The organism is Solidesulfovibrio alcoholivorans DSM 5433 (genome assembly GCF_000702665.1).
In the GTDB taxonomy this organism is placed as follows: domain Bacteria; phylum Desulfobacterota; class Desulfovibrionia; order Desulfovibrionales; family Desulfovibrionaceae; genus Solidesulfovibrio; species Solidesulfovibrio alcoholivorans.
Window position 1 is genome coordinate 29,020 of record NZ_JNJA01000014.1, and the last position, 21,578, is coordinate 50,597.

At 65.3% G+C, this 21,578-nt stretch carries 23 protein-coding genes and 1 pseudogene; 10 read left to right on the forward strand and 14 right to left on the reverse strand.

Features of this window, described 5'->3' with window-relative positions:
* Positions 1-99: 99 nt before the first annotated feature.
* The 5 genes and pseudogenes from Q368_RS0118325 to Q368_RS0118345 all read right to left on the reverse strand — a co-directional run.
* Positions 100-780 (reverse strand): annotated as a pseudogene (locus tag Q368_RS0118325) (redox-sensing transcriptional repressor Rex); the annotation flags it as partial.
* Positions 781-868: 88 nt separating this feature from the next.
* The gene (gene atpE, locus Q368_RS0118330; RefSeq protein WP_029460502.1) at positions 869-1,210 is read right to left on the reverse strand and encodes an ATP synthase F0 subunit C; all 342 of its coding nucleotides are present in this window, start codon (positions 1,208-1,210) and stop codon (positions 869-871) included.
* A gap of 62 nt (positions 1,211-1,272) precedes the next feature.
* Positions 1,273-1,989, reverse strand: a complete 717-nt coding sequence (gene atpB / locus Q368_RS0118335; RefSeq protein WP_029460503.1) for a F0F1 ATP synthase subunit A — start codon at positions 1,987-1,989, stop codon at positions 1,273-1,275.
* A 3-nt stretch (positions 1,990-1,992) separates the two neighbouring features.
* Positions 1,993-2,445: an ATP synthase subunit I gene (locus tag Q368_RS0118340; protein WP_029460504.1), complete on the reverse strand. Its 453-nt coding sequence runs from the start codon at positions 2,443-2,445 to the stop codon at positions 1,993-1,995.
* Positions 2,429-2,701 (reverse strand): AtpZ/AtpI family protein, encoded by a 273-nt coding sequence (locus Q368_RS0118345; RefSeq protein WP_029460505.1) that lies wholly within the window; start codon positions 2,699-2,701, stop codon positions 2,429-2,431. Before Q368_RS0118345 ends, Q368_RS0118340 begins: the two co-directional genes overlap by 17 nt.
* 314 nt (positions 2,702-3,015) lie before the next feature.
* On the opposite strand from Q368_RS0118345, the gene Q368_RS0118350 reads away from it, so the two are divergent.
* Positions 3,016-3,441: a hypothetical protein gene (locus Q368_RS0118350; protein WP_029460506.1), complete on the forward strand. Its 426-nt coding sequence runs from the start codon at positions 3,016-3,018 to the stop codon at positions 3,439-3,441.
* A 339-nt stretch (positions 3,442-3,780) separates the two neighbouring features.
* On the opposite strand, the gene Q368_RS0118355 is transcribed toward Q368_RS0118350, so the two are convergent.
* The 4 genes from Q368_RS0118355 to Q368_RS0118370 all read right to left on the reverse strand — a co-directional run bounded on the left by Q368_RS0118355 (position 3,781) and on the right by Q368_RS0118370 (position 8,603).
* Complete coding sequence (locus Q368_RS0118355; RefSeq protein WP_029460507.1) at positions 3,781-5,385, reverse strand: SidJ-related pseudokinase; 1,605 nt, start codon at positions 5,383-5,385, stop codon at positions 3,781-3,783.
* Positions 5,382-5,759 carry a response regulator gene (locus Q368_RS0118360; RefSeq protein WP_029460508.1) on the reverse strand — a complete coding sequence of 126 codons (378 nt, stop codon included), beginning with the start codon at positions 5,757-5,759 and terminating at the stop codon, positions 5,382-5,384. The genes Q368_RS0118355 and Q368_RS0118360 overlap by 4 nt, the downstream gene beginning before the upstream one ends.
* 171 nt (positions 5,760-5,930) lie before the next feature.
* Complete coding sequence (gene dctA / locus Q368_RS0118365; protein WP_029460509.1) at positions 5,931-7,280, reverse strand: C4-dicarboxylate transporter DctA; 1,350 nt, start codon at positions 7,278-7,280, stop codon at positions 5,931-5,933.
* Positions 7,281-7,730: 450 nt separating this feature from the next.
* Complete coding sequence (locus Q368_RS0118370; protein WP_029460510.1) at positions 7,731-8,603, reverse strand: transaldolase family protein; 873 nt, start codon at positions 8,601-8,603, stop codon at positions 7,731-7,733.
* 171 nt (positions 8,604-8,774) lie between these two features.
* Here Q368_RS0118370 and rpiA point away from each other — a divergent pair, with 171 nt between their 5' ends.
* On the forward strand, positions 8,775-9,500 hold the full coding sequence (rpiA, locus tag Q368_RS0118380; RefSeq protein ID WP_029460511.1) for a ribose-5-phosphate isomerase RpiA: 726 nt from the start codon (positions 8,775-8,777) through the stop codon (positions 9,498-9,500).
* On the opposite strand, the gene Q368_RS0118385 is transcribed toward rpiA, so the two are convergent.
* The 5 genes from Q368_RS0118385 to Q368_RS0118405 form a co-directional block, all read right to left on the reverse strand.
* Positions 9,497-9,937 (reverse strand): arsenate reductase ArsC, encoded by a 441-nt coding sequence (locus Q368_RS0118385; RefSeq protein WP_029460512.1) that lies wholly within the window; start codon positions 9,935-9,937, stop codon positions 9,497-9,499. The genes rpiA and Q368_RS0118385 overlap by 4 nt on opposite strands.
* A complete protein-coding gene (locus Q368_RS0118390) occupies positions 9,934-10,404 on the reverse strand; it encodes an arsenate reductase ArsC (RefSeq protein WP_084158894.1) in 471 nt (156 codons plus the stop codon). Before Q368_RS0118390 ends, Q368_RS0118385 begins: the two co-directional genes overlap by 4 nt.
* Before the next feature lie 131 nt (positions 10,405-10,535).
* The gene (locus Q368_RS0118395; RefSeq protein WP_029460514.1) at positions 10,536-11,249 is read right to left on the reverse strand and encodes a cytochrome c biogenesis CcdA family protein; all 714 of its coding nucleotides are present in this window, start codon (positions 11,247-11,249) and stop codon (positions 10,536-10,538) included.
* Positions 11,250-11,255: 6 nt separating this feature from the next.
* Positions 11,256-11,624, reverse strand: coding sequence for a thioredoxin family protein (locus Q368_RS0118400; protein ID WP_029460515.1), 369 nt, complete (start codon positions 11,622-11,624; stop codon positions 11,256-11,258).
* 313 nt (positions 11,625-11,937) lie between these two features.
* A complete protein-coding gene (locus Q368_RS0118405) occupies positions 11,938-12,399 on the reverse strand; it encodes a sll1863 family stress response protein (RefSeq protein ID WP_029460516.1) in 462 nt (153 codons plus the stop codon).
* Positions 12,400-13,033: 634 nt separating this feature from the next.
* Here Q368_RS0118405 and Q368_RS0118410 point away from each other — a divergent pair.
* The 8 genes from Q368_RS0118410 (at position 13,034) to Q368_RS0118445 (ending at position 21,459) form a co-directional block, all read left to right on the forward strand.
* Complete coding sequence (locus Q368_RS0118410; RefSeq protein ID WP_029460517.1) at positions 13,034-14,215, forward strand: iron-containing alcohol dehydrogenase; 1,182 nt, start codon at positions 13,034-13,036, stop codon at positions 14,213-14,215.
* 485 nt (positions 14,216-14,700) lie between these two features.
* Positions 14,701-15,261, forward strand: coding sequence for a 4Fe-4S dicluster domain-containing protein (locus Q368_RS0118415; protein ID WP_029460518.1), 561 nt, complete (start codon positions 14,701-14,703; stop codon positions 15,259-15,261).
* Complete coding sequence (locus tag Q368_RS0118420; protein WP_029460519.1) at positions 15,258-16,157, forward strand: CoB--CoM heterodisulfide reductase iron-sulfur subunit B family protein; 900 nt, start codon at positions 15,258-15,260, stop codon at positions 16,155-16,157. Before Q368_RS0118415 ends, Q368_RS0118420 begins: the two co-directional genes overlap by 4 nt.
* A 3-nt stretch (positions 16,158-16,160) precedes the next feature.
* Positions 16,161-18,119 (forward strand): CoB--CoM heterodisulfide reductase iron-sulfur subunit A family protein, encoded by a 1,959-nt coding sequence (locus Q368_RS0118425; protein ID WP_029460520.1) that lies wholly within the window; start codon positions 16,161-16,163, stop codon positions 18,117-18,119.
* Positions 18,107-18,598, forward strand: a complete 492-nt coding sequence (locus Q368_RS0118430) for a hydrogenase iron-sulfur subunit (protein WP_029460521.1) — start codon at positions 18,107-18,109, stop codon at positions 18,596-18,598. The genes Q368_RS0118425 and Q368_RS0118430 overlap by 13 nt, the downstream gene beginning before the upstream one ends.
* Positions 18,585-19,556 carry a 4Fe-4S dicluster domain-containing protein gene (locus Q368_RS0118435; protein ID WP_029460522.1) on the forward strand — a complete coding sequence of 324 codons (972 nt, stop codon included), beginning with the start codon at positions 18,585-18,587 and terminating at the stop codon, positions 19,554-19,556. The genes Q368_RS0118430 and Q368_RS0118435 overlap by 14 nt, the downstream gene beginning before the upstream one ends.
* Entirely contained in the window at positions 19,556-20,611 is a 1,056-nt protein-coding gene (locus Q368_RS0118440; RefSeq protein WP_029460523.1) for a 4Fe-4S dicluster domain-containing protein, read from the forward strand. The genes Q368_RS0118435 and Q368_RS0118440 overlap by 1 nt, the downstream gene beginning before the upstream one ends.
* An 11-nt stretch (positions 20,612-20,622) precedes the next feature.
* On the forward strand, positions 20,623-21,459 hold the full coding sequence (locus Q368_RS0118445; protein WP_029460524.1) for an FAD/NAD(P)-binding protein: 837 nt from the start codon (positions 20,623-20,625) through the stop codon (positions 21,457-21,459).
* Positions 21,460-21,578 lie beyond the last annotated feature (119 nt).

Below are 21,578 nucleotides of genomic sequence, written 5' to 3' on the forward strand. Positions count from 1 at the left end.
TCCCCCGTCCAGGGGGTCCGGGGGGGATGATCCCCCCCGGCCGCCCGAGGCGTCTTCACTTCGCCTCGCCTCGTCTCGCCTCGCCTCGCCGCGATTCGACTACGCGTCGTCGTCGGACGGGTCTGCGCCGGGGCGGTCCTGATTGCGGTCGATGGTAATGGAGAAGGCGACGGAATAGAAGTGGTGAAAGAAGTCGACGTATTCGACGAAGACGTCGCTCGGCACGGAGAGCATGGCCGGGGAGTAGTTGATGATGCCTTTGACGCCGGCTTCGATGAGGAAATTGGCGGCGCGCTGGGCGCGGTTGACGGGCGTGGTGATGAGCCCGATTTCGATGCCGAGTTCCTTGACGGCGTCCTTGAGACGACGGGTACAGACGACTTCGAGGCCGGAGACTTCCTCGCCGATCTTGAAGGGGTCGCAGTCGAAGGCACCGACGATGTCGAAGCCGCGAAATTTGAAGTCCTGGTGGCGCAGGAGGGCCTTGCCCAGGTTGCCGACGCCGACGAGGGCGCATTTCCAGACGCGATCGACGCCGAGGGAGTGCTTGATGGAGTAGATGAGGTCCTGGACGTGGTAGCCTACGCCGCGCACGCCGAATTCGCCGAAGTATGCAAGGTCCTTCCGGATCTGGGAAGGATTGACGCTGCAGGCCCGTGCGAGGAGTTCCGAGGAGACGACCTGGGAGCCTTCGCGCTTCAGGGTTTCCAGCACTTGCACGTACATGGCCAGGCGCTTGATGGTGGCCTTTGGGATGTGCTCGCTCTTCAAGGCGTCATCCTTTGGTGCGTGCTGGTGAGGCGGGTTCTTCCAAAAAGAAAGGAGGCCGGAAACATGGCCCGGCCTCCTTTCCGGGACGAGTCGTTACTTAGCCGGTGATGATCTTCGCGAACGGGTGGGCGAAGAGCAGGATCAGGCAGACGACCAGGGCGTAAATGGCCAGGGATTCGATGAAGGCCAGACCAAGGATCAGGGTGACGGTGATTTTACCACCGGCCTCGGGGTTGCGGGCGGTGCCTTCGCAGGCGGCCTTGAGGCCCAGACCCTGACCAAGACCGCAGCCGGCGGCGGCCAGGCCCATGCCGATGGCGGTGGCCCAGGAGATGGTGCCGATGGCGCCCATGGCGCCGGCGGTGTCGGCGGCGAAAGCGACGGAGGCCAGGGCCAGCAGGGCGGCGGTCGAGAAGATGGTCATGAAAGCCTTACGCATGTCGATCCTCCTGAGAACAGGTGTTTAAAGTTACGGTCCTAAGGACCATTTCCCCCGGAATTCTAGTGGGCGTGTTCCAGCGAGCCCTTGAGGTAGATCATGGCCAGCATGAAGAACACGAAGGCCTGGATGCAATCGGCCAGCGAGAACAGGAAGTACATCGGGAAGGTGCCGACGACAGGAGCCAGGGCAAAAAGGAGCACCAGGACGATTTCCTCACCGCGCACGTTGCCGAAAAGACGGAGCGTGAGCGAGAGCGGCCGGGCCAGGTGCGAAATGATTTCGATGGGCAGCATCAGCGGCACGAGCCACCAGAACGGGCCCATGAAGTGTTTGATGTAGCTCGGGCCCCACATACGGATGCCCCAGAAGTTGTAGTAGACGAACACGGTCAGCGCCATGGCGGCGTTGGTGTTCACATTGTTGGTCGGGGAGTCGAGGCCGGGCACGAGGCCGATCAGGTTGCCCGTGATGATGAACAGGAACAACCCGCACAGGAACGGGAAGACCTTGCGGCCTTTCTCGCCGATGTTCTCGACGACGAAGGATTCGAGACCGCCGACCACGACCTCGAAGAAATTCTGGAATCCGCCGGGAACCATCTCGAGCTTGCGGGTGGCCAGCATGCCCAGGATGATGAGCAGGATCATGGCGAACCAGGCGTAGATGACGTTGGAATCGATGACCTGGGCGTGGAAAGCGTCGTTGAGCTTGTAGAGCCCAACGGCCTTCGCGGCCTCGTCGACGAGAAGAACCGGATGCGGCAACCCACCAGCCATGTCCTATGCCTCCTTTCCCGTAAGCGTTTGGTGCGTCTTGGAGCCGGCATGGCGCCACACGCCCCAGACGAGGAAGTTAACCACCACCGTCGTGATGCCGGCCAGAAGCGGCAACGGCGCAGCCCCGAACCATACGATGCAGGCGAAAAGCGCCGCTCCCGAGAGGGCCAGCCGGAAATAGAACCGAGCCAGCACGGCCGCCACGGCTTCGCGCCTGTTTGCGTATCCCGTGATCCGCTGGCCGAACTTGGCCAGGGAGCAGAAATTGGCCGAGATGATGACCGTGCCCGCGGCCAGCGACCAAGCCGCCACGGACACTCCCGCGAACGGCAAGGTGGCCACGAGCACCAAAGCGGTCAGGAGCAGCTGGTTGCGCACAAGCTCCCGCACCTCAGGGTGGACATACCCCCGGCGCAGCAGCCAGCGATCCAGCTTGTCCCTAAGATTTTTCATCATCCCCGCCCTGCTTTTCCTGTTCGCCCGCGTCGGCCTTCTGGATCTTCCTGACTTCCACAATCACGTTCTTGAATCCCGCGACGATGCCCAGGATCAGAAACGCAAGCAAAAGCCATGGCTTGGTATCCAGCCATTTGTCCAGCCACCAGCCGATGAAAAGACCGACGAACGTGGCCGACACGAGATTGAGCCCCACCACCGAAGCCGAGGCGATGGACTCGCGAACGCTTTTATCCTTGATGAGTCGGCCGAACACCCTGTCCCTCCCGTCCTGCGACAGTCCCCGGACCCGCCTGGGCCGGACCCAAACGAGCGGGCGCTCGTGCACAACTTCACAAGTCGCGATCGACTAGCACGGCACCCCGGCAAAAGTCAACGGGCCTAGCCCATTTTCAACCGGTTTCCCCGCGCGCCGACACCTGCGAACCAAGGTCGTCTACGCCCGAGCCTGCTCCGCCACAAGACTTTTTCATGGAAGCTTTCCCGATTTTGTGATTCCCTCATGACAACGTCAACGACTTCCCGTAGGAAACGACATAGCGGAAGCCTTTGCCCGCAAGGAGGGAAAACATGAAACGTCCCCTGTTCATCGCCCTTGTCCTCACCCTGGCCCTGGCCGCCGCTTCGGCCGCCCTGGCCCAAACCCAGCTGTATTGCGTCAAGCCCGACGGTTCCGCCGTCGCCGCGATCTCCCTGCCCTACGGCGACCGGCACGACCCGAGCGTGGTCTGCAACGCCGTGGTGCCCCAATGCTACCTGACGTGCAGCGCGGTCATGCAGGTCCAGGACGGCTACGCCGCCCAGGCCGCCAATGTGCCCGTCATCCAGGTCACACAACAAATGCTCCAGCGCCTGGGCAACCCGGCCCCGGAAACCCCGGCCATGTGCGCCCAGCAATACCAGCAGTGCGTTTCCCAATGCCGCGGCGACAAGGCCTGCATCGCCTACTGCAAGTCCGTGCGCTCCGGCTGCGGCACCGGCAATCGCGGCCAGTAGGAGGAGAGGGAAGATCGGGGCGCTGCCCCGAACCCCGCCGGGGGGGATCATCCCCCCCGGCCCCCCTGAGCGGGGGGAACGGGAAGCGGATGGAAGCGCCGCATTTGAAGAACTGTCTTTTAAGGTCTTTTGCCTGCAACAGGCTTCCAAAAAAATTCCTTTGAATTCGCCCCGCAGGGGCGACGGGCCTGCGAGGCCGGAATCGGGACGGCGAACCAGGAGCGCAGCGACGGCATCGCCGCCCCGATTCCGGCCTCGCCGACGCATTCCCGCCCACGCCCACGCCTCCACCCGGCCCCCGTCTCCCCGCATCCCCCGTCGAGGAGGTCCAGGAGGGGGTCACCCCCTCCTGGCCGCCGGAGGCATCTTCCTCTTCTCCCCTCCTTCTTCCCCTCCCCCTCCCCTGTCCCGCTCATGACGGGCGGCGAGGCAGGCGGCGACCATGGCCGCGGCGGCTTCGCTCAGTTCCGGCAGGCTGGTGCGGTTGTTGAAATCTCCGAGATGCGGCCCGGTTTCGAGCGCCACGTCGGCTTCGCCGCGGCGGTGGCGGGCGGCGGCTGCGGGGGACAGGCCGCGCGAGGTCAGAAACGCCGCAAAGGCCGCGTCGGTCATGCCCTCCTGGTCGGCCACGCGCAGCAGTTCGGTCATGTGGCGGTCCACGCCCATTTCTTCGACCATGCGCCGGGCGAGCGCCTCGGGGCACAGGGGCATGACGGCGGGCGGCGCGCCGACGAAGCCTTCGTGGTAGCCGGCGAATACGGCGGCCACGATGCGGGAGAGAAGCGGCGGATCGAACAGATGGCGGGCGTCCACGGGATGGCCCTTCCCGTCGCGGCCGACGAGGGCCGGGTCGCGCATGCGGAAAGCGCTGCCGGCCACGAGCAGCAGGCTGACCACGTGGTCGCCCATGCGGCGGTAGAGCCTGCCGCCGCCCGTCGTTCCGGGGGAAACGGCGGCGAGGTGTTCGAAATCGCGCAGGCCCGACGCGCCGAAATTGGGGTGCGCCGCCGAGTACAGCCAGCGGTCCAGACGGCCGGGCAGGCGCCAGTCGTAGACGCCGCCGTCGTCGCGCCGTTCGCGCTGGACCCGGTTGTGGAAAAGGGGAATGGCCGCCTCGTGCACGATGCCCCGTCCGGCCAGCCAGCCGAGGAGCAATGCGGCCCGGGCCATGACGGCGACGAGCGCCTCGCCGTCCAGGGGCCGGCCCGGCTCGTTGGGATAGCGGAAATAGTCGGTCGTCGCGCGGTAGGCCAGGCAGCGGCCTTCGGGATCGAGGCCGGGCAGCGCGTGGGGAGCGTCGGCAACGGCGAAGAGCCGCGCCGCACCGTCGCGGCAGGGCGTCGGCACATGGCAGGGCGCGGGAAAGGGCAATCCGGCGCAATGCTCCATCCAGGCCGCTTCCAGGGCCAGGCCGCGCGGATCCTCACCGCGGCGCAGGCGCTTTATGACCACAAGTTCCCCGGGGGCGCGACCGGGGACGAGGAGGCTCCTGCCGGCGACGCGCGGCGGGGCGTCGGGGGCGGCCCCGGCCCGGCCCAGCAGCATGGCGAAGGTCGCGGGCGCGGCCTCGGCGGTCGCCTCGGGGGATTGCGGCCCGCGCACGCCCGGCAGCGGCAGCGCACCCACGGCTTCGGCCGTGGCCAGCCGGGGCTTGCCCGGCACGGCCAGGGCCTTGCACAGGGCGTCGCGCGAGGCCGCGGCCAGGGGGGCCGGGCCATGGGCGAGCAGCGCCACCAGTACGCCGGCGGCATCGCGGTAAAGGATGCGCGCCTGGGTCTGGCGCGCGTGGTCGTTGCGGGAAAGCAGCCCGGCCAGGGCGTCCACGGCGGCCAGGGACACGCTCGCTGGGTCGCGTGCGGCCATGTCGGCCACACGCCGCGCGGCGAGATAGGCGGCGGTGAAGTCGCCGTCCAGGCCAAAGGCCTCGAAGCCCGGTCCGGTCAAGGCGCGACGGCTCCGGAGAGGCGGTCCATGAGCGCGTGCAGGTCGTACTCGTCGAGGGGCTTGGGAATGAAGGCAAAGGGACGGGTTGCGGCGGCGCGGCTGCGGGTTTTCTCATCCACGTAGGCGGAGACGAAGACCACCGGCACATCGCTGTCGCGCCGGATGACCAGGGCGGTTTCGATGCCGTCCAGCTCGCCGTCCAGGCGGATGTCCATGAGCACGAGATCGGGAGTCTGGCGGCGAAAGGCCTCCAGCGCCGCCTCGCCGGACGAGACCGAAGCCGTGACCACATGGCCCAGGCGCTTGAGCATCGCGCCGGTGGCCATGGCCGTAATGGCTTCGTCTTCCACGATCATCACCCGTGCTTGCGTCATGGCCCCGCCTCCCCCGGGCAAGCGATAGAACATGCCTTGTCAGATAGGGATGCTTCGCGAGGAAGGTTTTGTCAATGCGCCGCGCACAAAAAAAGCCGCCGCCCGAACCGGGTCGGGTGACGGCTTTTCTCCTGGCCGGCGCAAGGTGCCGCCAACCCTCGGGGTATAGTCCTATTTCGCGTCGCCGGCGGCTTCCTCGTCGATGAGGGCATCTTCGGGATCGTCGGCGTATTCGTCGTCGCGGCCGGCGAGCACGGCAGCCAGCTTCCGTTCGTCCAGGGCGTTTTCCCACTTGGCAACGACGATGGTGGCGATGCCGTTGCCGATGAGGTTGGTGATGGCCCGGGCTTCGGACATGAAACGGTCGACGCCAAGGAGCAGCGTGAGCGAAGCAACGGGAATGGTGCCCACGGTTTGCAGCGTGGCGGCCAGCGTGATGAAGCCGCCGCCCGTGACCGCGGCCGCACCCTTGGAGGTCAAAAGCAAAATGAAGAGCAGGTAGAGCTGGTGGCTGATGTCGAGCGGCGTGTTGGTGGCCTGGGCCAGAAACACTGCGGCCATGGTCAGGTAGATGCAGGTGCCGTCCAGGTTGAAGGAATAGCCCATGGGCAGGCACAGCCCCACCACGGACTTGTCGGCCCCGGCGATTTCGAGCTTGGCCATCATGCGCGGCAATGCCGCCTCGGACGAGGACGTGCCGAGCACGAGGAGGATTTCCTCCTTGATATAGCAGAGGTAGCGCCACAGCGAGAAACCGGCCAGCTTGCAGACCACGAAGAGCACGCCGAAAATGAAGAGGATGCAGGTCGTGTACACGCCGAGCATGAGGTACAGCAGCTTGAACAGCGCCTCCGCCCCCTGGGAGGCGACCACGTAGGCCATGGCGCCGAAAGCGCCGAACGGCGCGAAATACATGATGTAATGGACGACTTTAAAGAGTCCTCTTGAGAACTCGTCGATGATCTTCACGAAATTTTTCGCTTTTTCACCAAGCTGCGCCAGCGCGACGCCGAAGAGGATGGAGAAGAAGAGCACCTGCAGGATTTCGCCCTTGGCAAAGGCGTCCACGACCGAGGTCGGCACGATGTTCATGAGGAAGTCCACGGTGGACATCTTCTTGGCCTTGCCGGCGAAGTCCTCGACCTTGGCGATTTCCTTTTCGTTGGACTGCATCTTGGCGGCGTAGTCGTCCATGCCCGAACCGGGCTTGTAGAGGTTGACCACCACCATGCCGATGGCCAGGGCAAAGAGCGTCATGGTCCAGAAGTAGAGCATGCACTTGATGCCCACGCGGCCGACCTTGCCCATGTCGCCCATCTTGGCGATGCCCGTGACCACGGTGCAGAAAATGATCGGTGCGATGATCATCTTGACCATGCGGATGAACGCTGTGCCGAACGGCTGCATGCTTGTGGCGAAGGATTTCGTGGCCGGGACAAGGCCCAGCACGACGCCGAGAACAATACCGAATATAACCCAGAAGTAGAGAGACTTGTAGATCGGTCTGCTGCCGATGGACATGCGATTGCTCCTCGTGCTTCTTTTCGTTCGACGCATCGTTGGATGATCATGGTGCTCGGACGACAAATCGGTAACGGCGACTCGCGCGTCAGGACCTTCCCCATCCTTCAGCCTTTGAAACGCGTATGCTTGTGAAATCCTCCTTGTCGAGACATCCATCATTCGGCATGCTGTCACGGCACTCCGTAGAGTCGACAGTGTTTTAATGCGTTAGCATATTCCTGTCCCTTGTAAAATTCCCATCCCACTGCGCTCAGGTCATCTGATGATTCACCATTCCAACCGATTCTTCTATTGCTTGCGCGGATTCACGCATCCGTTGCAACGATTACGAGGCTCGCCTCGCCTTCATTTCATTTCTGCAATAATACAGTCGCAAGCGGACACTGCCCCAAACAAAACGGCCCGCCGCTTGCGCGACGGGCCGTCGAAACGAAAAGGCCGGCCGGATCAGGAGGCCATGTCGATCAGGGAGTTCCAGTCCGCCGCGAACTTGGCCAGACCCGCATCGGTGAGCGGGTGGCCGATGGCGTAGGAGGCGTAGGGTGCGTCGAGGCTCAGGGGTTCGTAGGGAATGGGTTTGAGCCCCGGGGCCTCGTAGACGTAGGTGCTGCCGGGAATGGGCATGCCGGCCTCGACCCACTCCAGGAGGATGGACGCGGGCGCGGTGATGATGTCACTGCCGTAGGCCAGGGCGCACAGGAAATGCTCCATGGAGCGCACGCTTGCCGTGAGCACCTCCACGTGGCGGTCGCCGCCGGCGTACAGCTTGAGGATGTCAGCGATGAGTGCCATGCCGTTTTCACCCCGATCGTCGAGACGGCCGACGAAGGGCGAGAGGAACACGGCGCCGCGCGCCGCGCCTTTCGTGGCGGCGTAGACCGCAGCGGCCTGGGCCTGGGTGAAGACGAGGGTCATGTTGACGCGCCGGCCTTCCCCGGTGAGGATGTTCGCGGCTTCGAGGCCGGCGGTGGTGGTCGGCAGCTTGATGTGGGCGTTTTTGATCCAGGTGTCGAATTCCCGGGCCTGTTCGAGCATGGCCGCCACGGTGGTGGTCTCGTCGGCATAGACCTCGATGGAGACGGAGCCGTCCGGCAGAAGGCCGGAAAGCTCCTGGCAGAGTTTCTCGTAGAACTGGTAGATGGCCTTGGCGGAGAATTTGTTGCCGTCCACCTTGTGGGACTGGGCCTCGGGATTCTTGGCCAAAAGGCTCGGATTGGTGGTCTGGCCGTCCAGGAAGCCCAGGGCTTTGATGACCCGTCGGGTCTCCTCGGGGTCGGCCCCGTCCAGGAAAATGCGCGTATTGAGGATCTCGGGTCGCATGGTCGCCTCGCAGCTCGGTTGTTCGGTCGTTTTCGCGACGCCCGCCCATCGGGCGACACGCTTCGAGACTAAACACTCTTTGGCGGCAAAAGGCAAACCGCAGCGGGCAATTTCCCCGTTTCGAACACGAAAACCTGCTCCGCCGCCGCTTGAATGAGGTATTGCGCAGCCATGAACAAGACATCCTTCTCCAGTCTCGAGGAAACGGCCGCCTTCAAGCGCGCCGCAGCAGCGCGGGCCGCGACCCTGGTCGCACCGGGTATGGCCGTGGGGCTCGGCCACGGCTCCACGGCCGTGGCCGCCGTGCCCTTTCTCGGCGAACGCGCCAGGCGCGGCGAGCTTGACGGAACCGTGTTCGTGCCGGCGGCCCATTTCATGGCCGTGGCGCTACGCCGGGAAGGATTGCCTGTGGCGAGCCTCGACGACGCGCCCGAACTCGCCCTGGCCATCGACGGAGCCGACGAGATCGACCCGGACGGCAACTGCGTCAAGGGCGGCGGCGGGGCGCTGCTTTACGAGAAGATCGTGGGACAGGCGGCCAGGAGGCTGGTCATCGTCGCCGACGCGGGCAAGCTCGCGCCGCGACTTTGCACGCGCCACGCCCTGCCCGTGGAAATCACGCCCTTCGCCCTGGCGTCGGAACTGCGTTTTCTCGCGGCGCTCGGCGGCAACCCGGGCCTGCGCCTGCGCCCGGACGGCGACCCCATGCGCACCGAACGCGGCAACGTCATCGCGGACTGCGCCTTCGCGCCCCTGGCCGATCCGGCGGAACTGGCCGCGGCATTGGACGCCCGGGCGGGCGTGGCCGGACACGGGCTCTTCGTCGGCCTGGCCTCGCGCATCATCCTGGCCGGGCCGGACGGCGTGCGCGAGATCGTGCCGCCCGGGAAAGGCTAGACGTCCGCTTCGAGGCTTTGCGGCAGCCCGGCCACGAAGACGCGGATGGCGTCGCGCACCTCGCGGTAGCGCGCAAGCGCCTCCTCTTCGGTCGCCGCGCCCGCGGCCAGCGCCGGCGGGTCCTCGAAGGGCGCATGAACCTTTTTGACCGGCCCCGGGAAAAAGGGGCAAAGGTCGTGGGCCGAGCCGCAAAGCGTCACAACATAATCGAAGGCGACATCGGGCAGTTCCGCGACGAGCTTGGAAGCCTGCCCGGAAATGTCCACGCCGGCCTCGGCCATGACGGCCACGGCCCGGGGATTGACGCCGTGCTTTTCCACGCCCGCCGAATACGCCTCGAGGACGTCGCCCCGGTCGGCCCGGGCGAAACCCTCGGCCATTTGGCTGCGACACGAGTTGCCCGTGCACAGAAACAGGATTTTTTTCTTGTCGCTCAAACCGGTCCCCCCTGCTCCCAGGCGTCGCCGGGGCGCCGCCCCTTGCCGGCCTTGATCTCGTCGGCCAGCACGACCATGCGTTCCTTGATCCGGTCGCGGATGGCGCGCACCTTGGCCAGTTTCTCCTCGTCCGTACCGACCACGCCGGCGGGATCGGGAAACGGCAGGTGCAGCCGGTGGGTCACGCCCGCAAAAACCGGGCACTGCCCTTCCAGCGATTCCTCGCACACCGTGACCACGTAGTCGAACAGCCGTCCATCCTTATAGAGATCGAAAACCTTGCGGGTCTTCTTGGCCGAGAGGTCCAGGCCCTCTTCGGCCATGACGGCGACAACCAGGGGGTTGATGTCCGTCGGAGCGAGGCCGGCGCTCGTCACCTCCGCGGCATCGCCGCAAAATTGTTGCAGATAGGCTTCCGCAATCTGACTTCTCGCGCTGTTGTGCACGCAGATGAAAAGCACCCGCATCATGGTCGTCCTCCTTGGGGAATTCCGTCCTCGCTTCTTACGGACCGGATGTGGCGATTGCGTGGCGCAGCGGACAAACAGGCCGCAGGCCCCTCCGGGCCGGAAAACGTCCTGGGGAGGGGGCGTCGCGCTCATCCCCCGGCGAGGGTCGTCGTCAGGACATAGGCCCCCATGCCGAGGACCAGGACGCCGCCGCCGCGCCGCAGCCAGACCGCGCCGTCCCGGACCTCCCGCCTGGCCAGCCACCGGCCGGCCTGTCCGGCGAAAACGCCCGCCAGGAGCAGCGGCAGGCAGTGTCCCAGCGCGAAAAGCGTCAGCAATGCCATGCCGGATGCAACCCGGCCTTCAAGAGCCACCACGGCCAGCAGCGGGGCCAGGAACCCGAAGGTGCACGCCCCGGTCGCCCCGCCGTACGTCAACCCGAGCAACAGCGCGCCCGAAGCCCCGCGCAAACGCGGCGGACGGGCCCCGGTCCTCGACGCATGCCGCCGCCACGGCGCCAGCCCCGCCATCTCGAGGCCGGCCAGGCAAAGCGCCACCCCGACCGCCACGGGCAACACCGCGCCAAGATCGCCGAGCATGCGGCCCAAGGCGACGCACAGCAGGCCCACCGCCACGATCATCGCGAAAAGACCGCCGACAAAGGCCAGGGAACAGCGTAGCGCGACGGCCCCGGTGGCCAGGCCTCCCTGCCCGGCCACATAGCCGACCAGGAGCACCATGGCGGCCAGATGGCAGGGACTGAAAAGCACGCTGACCATACCCCATAAAAACGCCCCGGCAGCGGCGATCCAAAACGCTCCGGACAACCAGCCATGCACCAGGGTGAAAAGCGCTTCCGTCATCGCCGCCTACTCGGCCAGGAGACGGTCGAGGACCGCCGCGATGCCGGGCTCGTCAAGATAGCCCTCGTGCCGCCAGGCCTCCTTGCCGTCCCGGCCGAAAAACACCTGCGTGGGAATCAGGCGGATTCCGTAAGTCGTAGCCGCGTCCGGTTCCTTGCGGATGTCGATGAACACCACCTCGGCCCGGCCGCCGTACCGGGCGGTTACGGCCTCGAGCACAGGCTGCATCATCTTGCACGGCACGCAGGCGCCCGAACCGAGATCGACCAGGGTCACGCGTCCGGCCTTGGGCACGTCCCCGCCTGCGGCCCCCGCGCAAAGCGGCGTCAAGGCAAGGGAAAACAGCATCCACGCCACGACAACGCCCCGCCTCATGCCGCCGCCTCCGCAACGCCAGCACCCGGATACGATTTCCCGGCCACCCCGGCAGGGGCGCCTTCCCGGGGAACGCCTCCCCTCTCGCGTCGGACAATCCGGGCAACGGGATATCCTGAAACCATGCGGCACCTCCATGCGTGCGGAAGGCATTTATTGTTTATTTGGCAAAATTGCCAACAATAATGTCCCACGTCAAGCCTGCCCGTGCCCTTTTCCCTTCCTTCCCAAACGACCCGGGCCGCGCCCCGTCCACGGAAGACGGCGGCGCGACCCGGGCGGAGTTCCGTCCGGACGGCGAAAAACTCCCGGCTTATTGCCCCAGATCCTTCTTGGCCGCCTCGTAGGCCTTGCCCAGGCTGTCCATGGCCGCGTCGTAGCCGGCCTTTATGTCCTTGCCCGCGGCGGTGCTGGCGGTGCCGAGATCCTTGAGCTTGGCCTGCGCCTCGGCGCGCTTGGCCTTGAGGTCGTCCAGGGCTTTTTGCGCCTGCGCCTTGCCCTGGTCGCCAAGCGTGGCGGCCTTGGCCTGCAGGGCGTCGATGTCCTTGTCCATGGCCGCCATGCGCGCGGCCGCGTCCTGCCGGGCCTTGGCGAGCTGGTCCGCGGTGTAGGCCGCCGTGGTCTGGGCCGCCTGGCTGATGTCCTTCTTGACGTCCTGTGCCGTCGGCGTGGCGGATTTGGTTTCCGTCTTCTTTTCCTCTGACTTGCCGCAACCGGCCACAGCCAGGGCGGCGAGGAGCAACAGGGTGGCAAGGATCGCAAGCTGCTTTTTCATGAGACCTCCTTTGTGTGGCATGCCCTGCATTGTGGCATGCCCATTATAAGGAACTGGCTCACGGGTAACACATCCCGGCGCGGCGGCAAACCCGAAACGGGAAAAAGCGGGGTGTGCGGGTGACTGTCCGGACGCGAGCGCGACATGTTTGCGACGTCGCTTCCAGCCGTCCGGCAGGGCGTTTCCGGCCCCGGGGAAGGCCCCGTGTCATCTTGTCCCGCATGGACAGCAGTGGCGACATTTTTCCAACATACTTGAATAAAACAACTAATTTTGAAGTATTTTCGCTCCTGCGGGGACAACTCTACCCCCGGCAGACCCCTGTGACCTTTTTACCCAATCCACGCACGCGTGTGGGACAACTTGTCCATGACGCCGCAACCCCCGGAATTGGCCGCTTTTTACCCACCTCTGTTTCGGCTGTGTCCCTTTGCGACACCCAAACGCGGCGCGCAAACGGCCAGACTGCCCCGGCGCGACGGCGCCGATGCCGATAACACGTTGAAATAACACACCACAAAAACTGGCCCGGGAATTGCTTTACAGGGGGAAGCGTTTACCCAAAAGCCGCAAGGAAATCAGGTTTGGGGTCCGTTCGCAAAACCATAACCTTAACCCAAGTGAGGTTGGCACCATGGCAGTTCGCGAGCAAGTTTACGGTTTCTTCATTCCCAGCGTGACCCTTATCGGCATCGGCGCCGCCAAGCAGATCCCTGAGAAGATCAAGGCTCTCGGCGGTTCCAAGCCGTTGATCGTCACGGACAAGGGCGTGGTGAAAGTCGGCATCTGCAAACAGATCACCGACCTGCTCGACGCCGCCGGCATGAAATATCATGTCTATGATGAGACCATCCCCAACCCCACGGACAAGAACGTCCACGACGGCGTCGAAGTCTACAAGAAAGAGGGTTGCGACAGCCTCATCACCCTGGGCGGCGGTTCCTCGCACGACTGCGGCAAGGGCATCGGCCTCGTCGTCTCCAACGGCGGCAAGATCCATGACTTCGAAGGCGTGGACAAGTCCTCCAAGCCCTTCATGCCCTACCTGGCCGTCAACACCACGGCCGGCACCGCCTCTGAAATGACCCGTTTCTGCATCATCACCGACCTGTCCCGCCACGTGAAGATGGCCATCGTGGACTGGCGCGTGACCCCGCACATCGCCATCGACGACCCGGTCCTGATGGTCGGCATGCCCCCGGCGCTGACCGCCGCCACCGGCATGGACGCCCTGACCCACGCCGTCGAGGCCTTCGTGTCCACCATCGCCAACCCGATGACCGACGCCTGCGCCATCGAAGCCATCAAGCTGATCTTCAAGTACCTCCGCAAGGCCGTTGCCAACGGTCAGGACATGGAAGCCCGCGAAGGCATGTGCTTCGCCGAATACCTGGCCGGCATGGCCTTCAACAACGCCAGCCTCGGCCACGTGCACGCCATGGCTCACCAGCTGGGCGGCTTCTACGACCTGCCGCACGGCGAGTGCAACGCCATCCTGCTGCCCCACGTCGAGAGCTTCAACCTCATCGCGAAGGTCGAGAAGTTCGCCGCGATGGCCGAGATCATGGGCGAGAACATCACCGGCATGGCTCCTCGCGACGCCGCCGAACTGTGCCTCAAGGCCATCCGCCAGCTGTCCACCGACGTCGGCATCCCGGCCGGCCTGGTCGAGCTCGGCAAGCGTTATGGCAAGGAAGTCAAGGCTTCCGACATCCCGACCATGACCGGCAACGCCCAGAAGGACGCCTGCGGTCTGACCAACCCGCGCTGCCCGACCGACAAGGACGTGGCCGCCATTTACACGGCCGCCCTGTAACACGGACGACCACGCAAGGGGGGGGCCTTCGGGCCCCCCCTTTGAGCATCCGGCTCCTGCCCGTCCCAAGGCGGGAAGGCTCTTCGGACGGGGCGGTGGCAGACGCCCCGCAAGAAGGGTGCAGCGACCAGCCTGCACAGGGTCGCCGGGAATGCGGGCGACGGCGGTCTTGGGCCGACGGACGCGTTTTGCCACCGATTTTTATCCCAGGCAGACATAAAATACGTCCAATAAGCAACGCAATTTTTCACATTTGTTCTAGATCGATACAAGGTGGCGAAGGCTAATCAGACTGAGATAATTAGTATTTCTTTGACTTTTTTAGGGAATTTATCCTCCAGGTGCGACACCCGGTCCGGGGTGGTCAAGTACTGACCGCCATGCTATCCACCCCGGACCGCGGTTGTCGTTTCTCCTGCCTCCGGGCGTCAGGGCGAACCGCTTGAGATAGACCAGTTTCTTTCACGTCAACCGGATAGGAACGTATGCAGACCATCAATCTCACCCGCGACTACGACGGCGATTTCGTTCACAGGGTGGAGGAAGAGTCCGGGCAGAACGTCAGCCTGTGCTACCAGTGCGGGAACTGCACGGCCGGCTGCCCGTACACTTTCGCCTACGATATCCCCGTCAGTCAGATCATGCGCCTGGTCCAGGCAGGGCAGAAAAAGACCGTGCTGGCGTCGAAGTCCATCTGGCTTTGCGCCACCTGCGAATCCTGCACGACCCGCTGCCCCAACAACATCGACGTGGCCTGCGTGATGGACGTGCTGCGGCACATGGCCCGCCGCGAGGGCCTGGCCGCCGTACCGCAGGTCAAGACCTTCTGGGACAGCTTCCTGGATTCGGTCAAAGCCCACGGCCGCGTCTTCGAACTGGGGCTCACCGTCAATTACGTCATGCGCACCGGTCGTTTCTGGACCGACCTTGACCTCGGGCCGAAAATCTTCCCCAAGGGCAAGCTCTCCATGAAGCCCCACGAGATCGCGGGCAAGGAGCACGTGGCCCGCATCTTCGAGCGTTTCGAGAGGGAGTCCAACTCATGAGCGAAGCGATTGCCTACTACCCGGGCTGCTCGGGCCTGGGCACTTCCAAGGAATACGACGCCTCCACCCGGGCCGTCTGCCGGGCGCTGGGGCTGTCCCTGGTGGACATCCCGGACTGGAGTTGCTGCGGCTCCACACCGGCCCATACCAAGGACCACGTGCTCTCCGCCGCCCTGTCCGCCCGCAACCTCCAGCTCGTGGCGGGCATGGGCATCGGCGCCGCCGCCACCCCCTGCCCGAGCTGCCTGACCAACCTGCGCACGGCCAACCACCGCATGGCCGCGCCGGCCATGGCCGCAAAGGTCAACAAGCTCCTCGACGATCCCTACGCCGGCGGCGTGGAAGCCATCTCCATCCTCCAGGCCCTGGTCGAGAAGATCGGCCTCGACGAGATCAAGGCTGCCGTGCGCACGCCGCTTTCCGGCCTCAAGGTCGCCTGCTACTACGGCTGCATCATGAACCGGCCGCCCGAGCTCATGGCCTTCGACGACTGCGAGAACCCCATGGCCATGGACAACGTCCTCGCGGCCATGGGGGCGACCATCCTGCCCTTCCCGCTCAAGGTCGAGTGCTGCGGCGCCTCCTACGGCATCCCGCGCCAGGACATCGTGGCCAAACTCACGGGCAAGCTCCTGGACGCGGCGCGCTCCATCGGCGCGGACGTGGTCGCCGTGGCCTGCCCCCTGTGCCAGATGAACCTCGATCTGCGCCAGGGACAGGTGAACAGGGCCCTGGGGACCAATTTCCGCATCCCCGTGGCCTATTTCACCCAGCTCATGGGCGTGGCCCTCAATATCGCGGACGCGGAACTCGGCTTCGACAAGCTGTGCATCGACCCGAGGCCCGTCCTCAACAAGGCCCTCTCGGGCGCGGACACCCAGGCGAAGGGAGCATAGGCCATGCGAATCGGCGTTTTCATCTGCCACTGCGGCAGCAACATCGAAGGCACGGTGGATACCGCGGCCGTGGCCAAGGCCTCCCTGGAGTTCCCCGAGGTCGTGTACGCCACGGACACCATGTACGCCTGCTCGGAACCCGGCCAGGACGGCATCATCCAGGCCATCAAGGACAAACACCTCACCGGCGTGGTGGTGGCCTCCTGCACCCCGCGCATGCACGAGCCCACTTTCCGCCGGGCCGTGGAGCGCGCCGGGCTCAACCGCTACATGTTCGAAATGGCCAACATCCGGGAGCACGTCTCCTGGATCGGCAAGGACCGCGAGGCCAACACCAACAAGGCCCTGGACCTCGTGCGCATCGCCGCGGAAAAACTGCGCCGCGACGCGCCGCTGGCCCCGAGCAAGTTCTCCATCAACAAGCGCGTGATGATCATCGGCGGCGGCGTGGCCGGCATCCAGGCCGCGCTCGACTGCGCCGACGGCGGGCTGGAAGTCGTGCTCGTCGAACGCGAATCCTCCATCGGCGGCAAGATGGCCAAGCTCGACAAGACCTTCCCCACGGTTGACTGCTCGAGCTGCATCCTCGGCCCCAAGATGGTGGACGTGGCCCAGCACCCCAACATCACCCTGCACGCCTACTCCGAAGTCGATTCCATCGGCGGCTACGTGGGCAACTTCCAGGTGCAGGTCAAGAAAAAGGCCACCTACGTCGACTGGACGCTGTGCACCGGCTGCGGGGCCTGCATGGAGAAATGCCCGAGCAAGAAGAACCCCGACCGGTTCAACGAGAAAATCGGGCCCACCACCTCCATCAACATCCCCTTCCCCCAGGCCATCCCGAAAAAGGCGGTCATCGACCCGACCACCTGCCGCCAGTTCGTCAAGGGCAAGTGCGGCGTGTGCGCCAAGGTCTGCCCGACCGGGGCCATCAAGTACGACATGGCCGATGAGATCGTGACCGAGGACGTGGGCGCCATCGTCGCGGCCACGGGCTACGACCTCTTCGACATCTCCAAGGTCACGGAGTACGGCGGCGGCCGCTACCCCGACGTCATCACGGGCCTGCAGTACGAGCGCCTGCTCTCGGCCTCCGGCCCCACGGGCGGGCACGTCAAGCGCCCCTCCGACGGCAAGGAGCCCAAGACCGTCGTCTTCATCCAGTGCGTGGGCTCGCGCGACAAGTCCCTCGACCGTCCCTACTGCTCGGGTTTCTGCTGCATGTACACGGCCAAGCAGGCGATCCTGACCAAGGACCACATCCCGGATTCGCAGTCCTACGTGTTCTACATGGACATCCGCTCGCCGGGCAAAATGTACGACGAGTTCACCCGCCGGGCCATGGAAGAGTACGGCGCGCGCTACATCCGCGGCCGCGTCGCCATGGTCTACCCGAAAGACGGCAAGATGATCGTGCGCGGCGCGGACACCCTGGCCGGCACGCAGGTCGAGGTCGAGGCCGATCTCGTGGTCCTGGCCGCCGGCGCGGAAGCCGCCAAGGGCGCGCCCCAGCTCGCCGAGAAGCTGCGCATCTCCTACGACAAGTACGGCTTCTTCATGGAGAGCCACCCCAAGCTCAAGCCCGTGGAGACCAACACCGCCGGCGTCTACCTGGCCGGCTCCTGCCAGGGACCCAAGGACATTCCCCAGTCCGTGGGCCAGGGCAGCGCCGCCGCGGCCAAGGTGCTCGCGCTGTTCTCCAAGGACATGCTGGAAAGCGACCCGCAGATCTCGCGCGTGGACATCAAGCGCTGCGTGGGTTGCGGCAAGTGCATCCTCACCTGCCCGTTCAAGGCCATCAAGGAAGTGGAGTTCCGGGGTCAGAAAAAGGCCGAGGTCATCGAGACGGTCTGCCAGGGTTGCGGCCTGTGCACCTCGACCTGCCCCCAGGGCGCCATCCAGCTGTCGCACTTCACGGACAACCAAATCCTCGCGGAGGTCAACGCCTTATGCCAGTCCTGACCGGCAAGGAACTGCGTATCGTCGGATTTCTGTGCAACTGGTGCTCGTACGGCGGCGCGGACACGGCGGGCGTGGGGCGGTTTGGCCAACCCACGGACCTGCGCATCATCCGCGTCCCCTGCTCCGGCCGCATCGATCCGCTTTTCATCGCCAAGACGCTGCTTAACGGCGCCGACGGCGTGCTCGTCTCCGGCTGCCATCCCCGCGACTGCCACTATGCCGAAGGCAACTTCTACGCCCGGCGTCGCCTGGAAGTGCTCAAGCGCTTCCTGCCCATCCTCGGCATCGACCCGGGCCGTTTCGACTACACCTGGGTTTCGGCTTCCGAAGGGCAGCGCTGGCAGAAGGTGGTGACGGTTTTCACCGAACAGATTCACGCCCTGGGCCCCGCGCCGCGCTTCGACGCCGTTTCGGCGGAGATGCTGGCCAAGGTCGCCGCCGGGGCGCTCGGCCAAGGAGGCAACCGTGTCGCGGCTTGATGAGCTCAAAACCCGCATCAAGGAGGCCCTGCCCGGCCTTGAATGCGTCATCGGCTGGCAGAAAGGCTTCGATTCCCTCCACAACACGCCGCTTTTCATGCGCAGCGACGCGGACGTGGACAAGCTCGAATGGGGGCCGCTCAACGTCCACAACCCCGCCGTCTACCTGCCCCCCTTCCGGGGCAAGAAGGTCGGCATCGTGGTCAAGGGCTGCGACTCCCGCTCGGTGGTGGAGCTGCTCCAGGAAAACCTCATCGACCGCGGCGACGTGGTCATCTTCGGCATGCCCTGTGAAGGCGTGATCGACCTGTCCAAGGTCAAGGCCAGGCTCGCCGCGGCCGGCGCGACCGCCGGCAAGGTCACGGCCGTGGCCGAGGACGGCAAGACCGTGTCCGTCACGGCCGACGGCCAGACCGTCGCCATGCCCCTGGCCGAGGTCCGGGCCGACAAGTGCGGCCGCTGCCAGTTCCCCAACGCGGTGCTGGCCGATACCTACGTGGGCGACCCCATCGCCCCCACCGCCCCGGCGACCCCCATGGACGCCGACCTGGCCGCGCTTGACGCCATGAGCGTGCCCGAGCGCATGGCCTTCTGGCGCTACCACATGGAGCGCTGCATCCGCTGCTACGCCTGCCGCAACGCCTGCCCCATGTGCGTGTGCCGCGACCACTGCATCGCCCAGAGCCGCGAGCCGCACTGGCTGACCCAGGAGGACACGGCCACGGAAAAGCTGATGTTCCAGGTCGTGCACGCCCTGCACCTCGCCGGGCGCTGCACGGAATGCGGCGAATGCCAGCGGGCCTGCCCCATGGATATCCCGATCCTGGCGCTCAAAAAGCACTTGAACCGCACCATCCACGATCTGTTCGACTACCAGGCCGGCACCGATCCGCAAGCGATCCCGCCGCTGCTGCAATTCAAGGTCGAGGAAGACAACATCAAGGAGCGTAGCTGGTAATGGCCGCTGTCAAATATATCGCGAGCGACAAGCTCCCCGATTGGCTCAAGTCCCTGGCCGAGAAAAGCCGGGTGCTCGTCCCTGTCGCGGAAGGCGGCGGCGTGGTGTTCCGGCGCTATGCGCCGGGCTGCCAGCCCGTCTTCGGCTCGGATGCGACGGCGCCGCCCAAGTCGGCCATCTTCCCGGCCTGCCAGGAACTGTTCCGCTACGAGCAGGGCAAGGACGCGGAAGACCCGGGCAAACCCACCCTCGAACTGATTCCGAACACCGCGGCCGAACCGACCGTGGTCTTCGGCGCAAAACCCTGCGGCGCACGCGGATTCCTGATCTTCGACCGCGTCTACATGGGCAAGAAGTACCCCGATCCCTATTACATTGCCGCGCGCGAAGCCACGGTCTTCGTGACCATGGCCTGCTCGACCGCGAACGTCGAAAACACCTGTTTCTGCAACTGGGTCGGCTCCGGCCCGGCGGACGGGGCGGGTTCGGACGTGCTGCTGACCCCGGTCGCCGGCGGCTACGCCGTGGAGGCGGTCAGCGACAAGGGCGCGGCGCTGCTCGAGAGCCCGGTCCTTGCCGACGGCGCGGCCAAGGCCGAGGAAGCCGCGGCGGTCAAGGCCGCGGCCCAGGAAGCCCTGGGCGAGGCTCCGGACATCAGCACCTCCAAGGAAGCGCTGCTCGCCGCCTTCGACGATATGGACTTCTGGCGCGACCAGTCGGACAAATGCGTGAGCTGCGGGGCCTGCACCTACCTGTGCCCGACCTGCTACTGCTTCACCATCACCGACGAGGCGGCCGGCATGTCGGGACGGCGCATGCGTTCCTGGGATGCCTGCATGCACTTCCAGTTCACGCTGGAAGCCTCGGGCCACAACCCCCGGCCGACCAAGGCCCACCGCTTGAAAAACCGCGTCGGGCACAAGTTCAGCTACTATCCGACCCTGCATGACGGGCTCATCGCCTGCTGCGGCTGCGGCCGGTGCATCAAGAGTTGCCCGGTCTCGGTGGACATCCGCGAGATCGTGCAAAACGCCGTGGCCAGGGCCAAGGGCTAGGGGGCACAACCATGACCGATCCGTTCAATCCGTATCTTCCGGAAGTGGCCACCATTCTGGAGACCGTCCAGGAGACCCACAACATCAAGACCTTCCGGGTGCGTTTCGACGACGAGGCCAAGATGGCCGCGTTTACGTTCGAGCCCGGCCAGGTGGGCCAGCTGTCCGCCCCGGGCATCGGCGAATCCACCTTCGTCATCAATTCGCCCCCCACGCGCATGGACTACCTCCAGTTCTCGGTCATGCGCGCCGGCGAGGTGACCGCGCGCCTGCACGGCCTGGACGCCGGCGACAAGGTCGGCGTGCGCGCCCCGCTCGGCAAGCCGTTCCCCTACAACGACATGAAGGGCAAGGACATCGTGTTCGTTGGCGGCGGCATCGGCATGGCCCCGCTGCGCACGCTGTTCCTCTACATGCTCGACAACCGCGCCGACTACGGCGACATCACGCTCCTTTATGGCGCGCGCTCGCCGGCGGACATGGCCTTCTCGGCCGAGCTGCCCGAGTGGACCTCGCGCAAGGACGTGAAGACCACGCTGACCATCGACCGCGAGGCCGACGGCTGGGAGCACAAGGTGGGGCTCATTCCCAACGTGCTGCTCGAGCTTGCGCCGTCGCCGAAAAACTGCGTGGCCATCACCTGCGGCCCGCCGATCATGATCAAGTTCACCCTGGAAGCGCTCAAAAAGCTCGAATTCCAGGACGAGCAGATCTTCACGACGCTGGAAAAACGCATGAAATGCGGCATCGGCATCTGCGGCCGCTGCAACATCGGCTCAAGCTACGTCTGCGTGGACGGGCCGGTGTATTCGTACGCCCAGCTCAAGGCCCTGCCCAACGAACTGTAAACGGCACGGCTCGACGCAGCGTACGCGACGGAAAGACATGGGGGGGCCATAAGCCGCCCCTCGCCCGGGGGGTCCGGGGGGGATGATCCCCCCCGGCCGCCGGAGGCCTCTTATAAAGG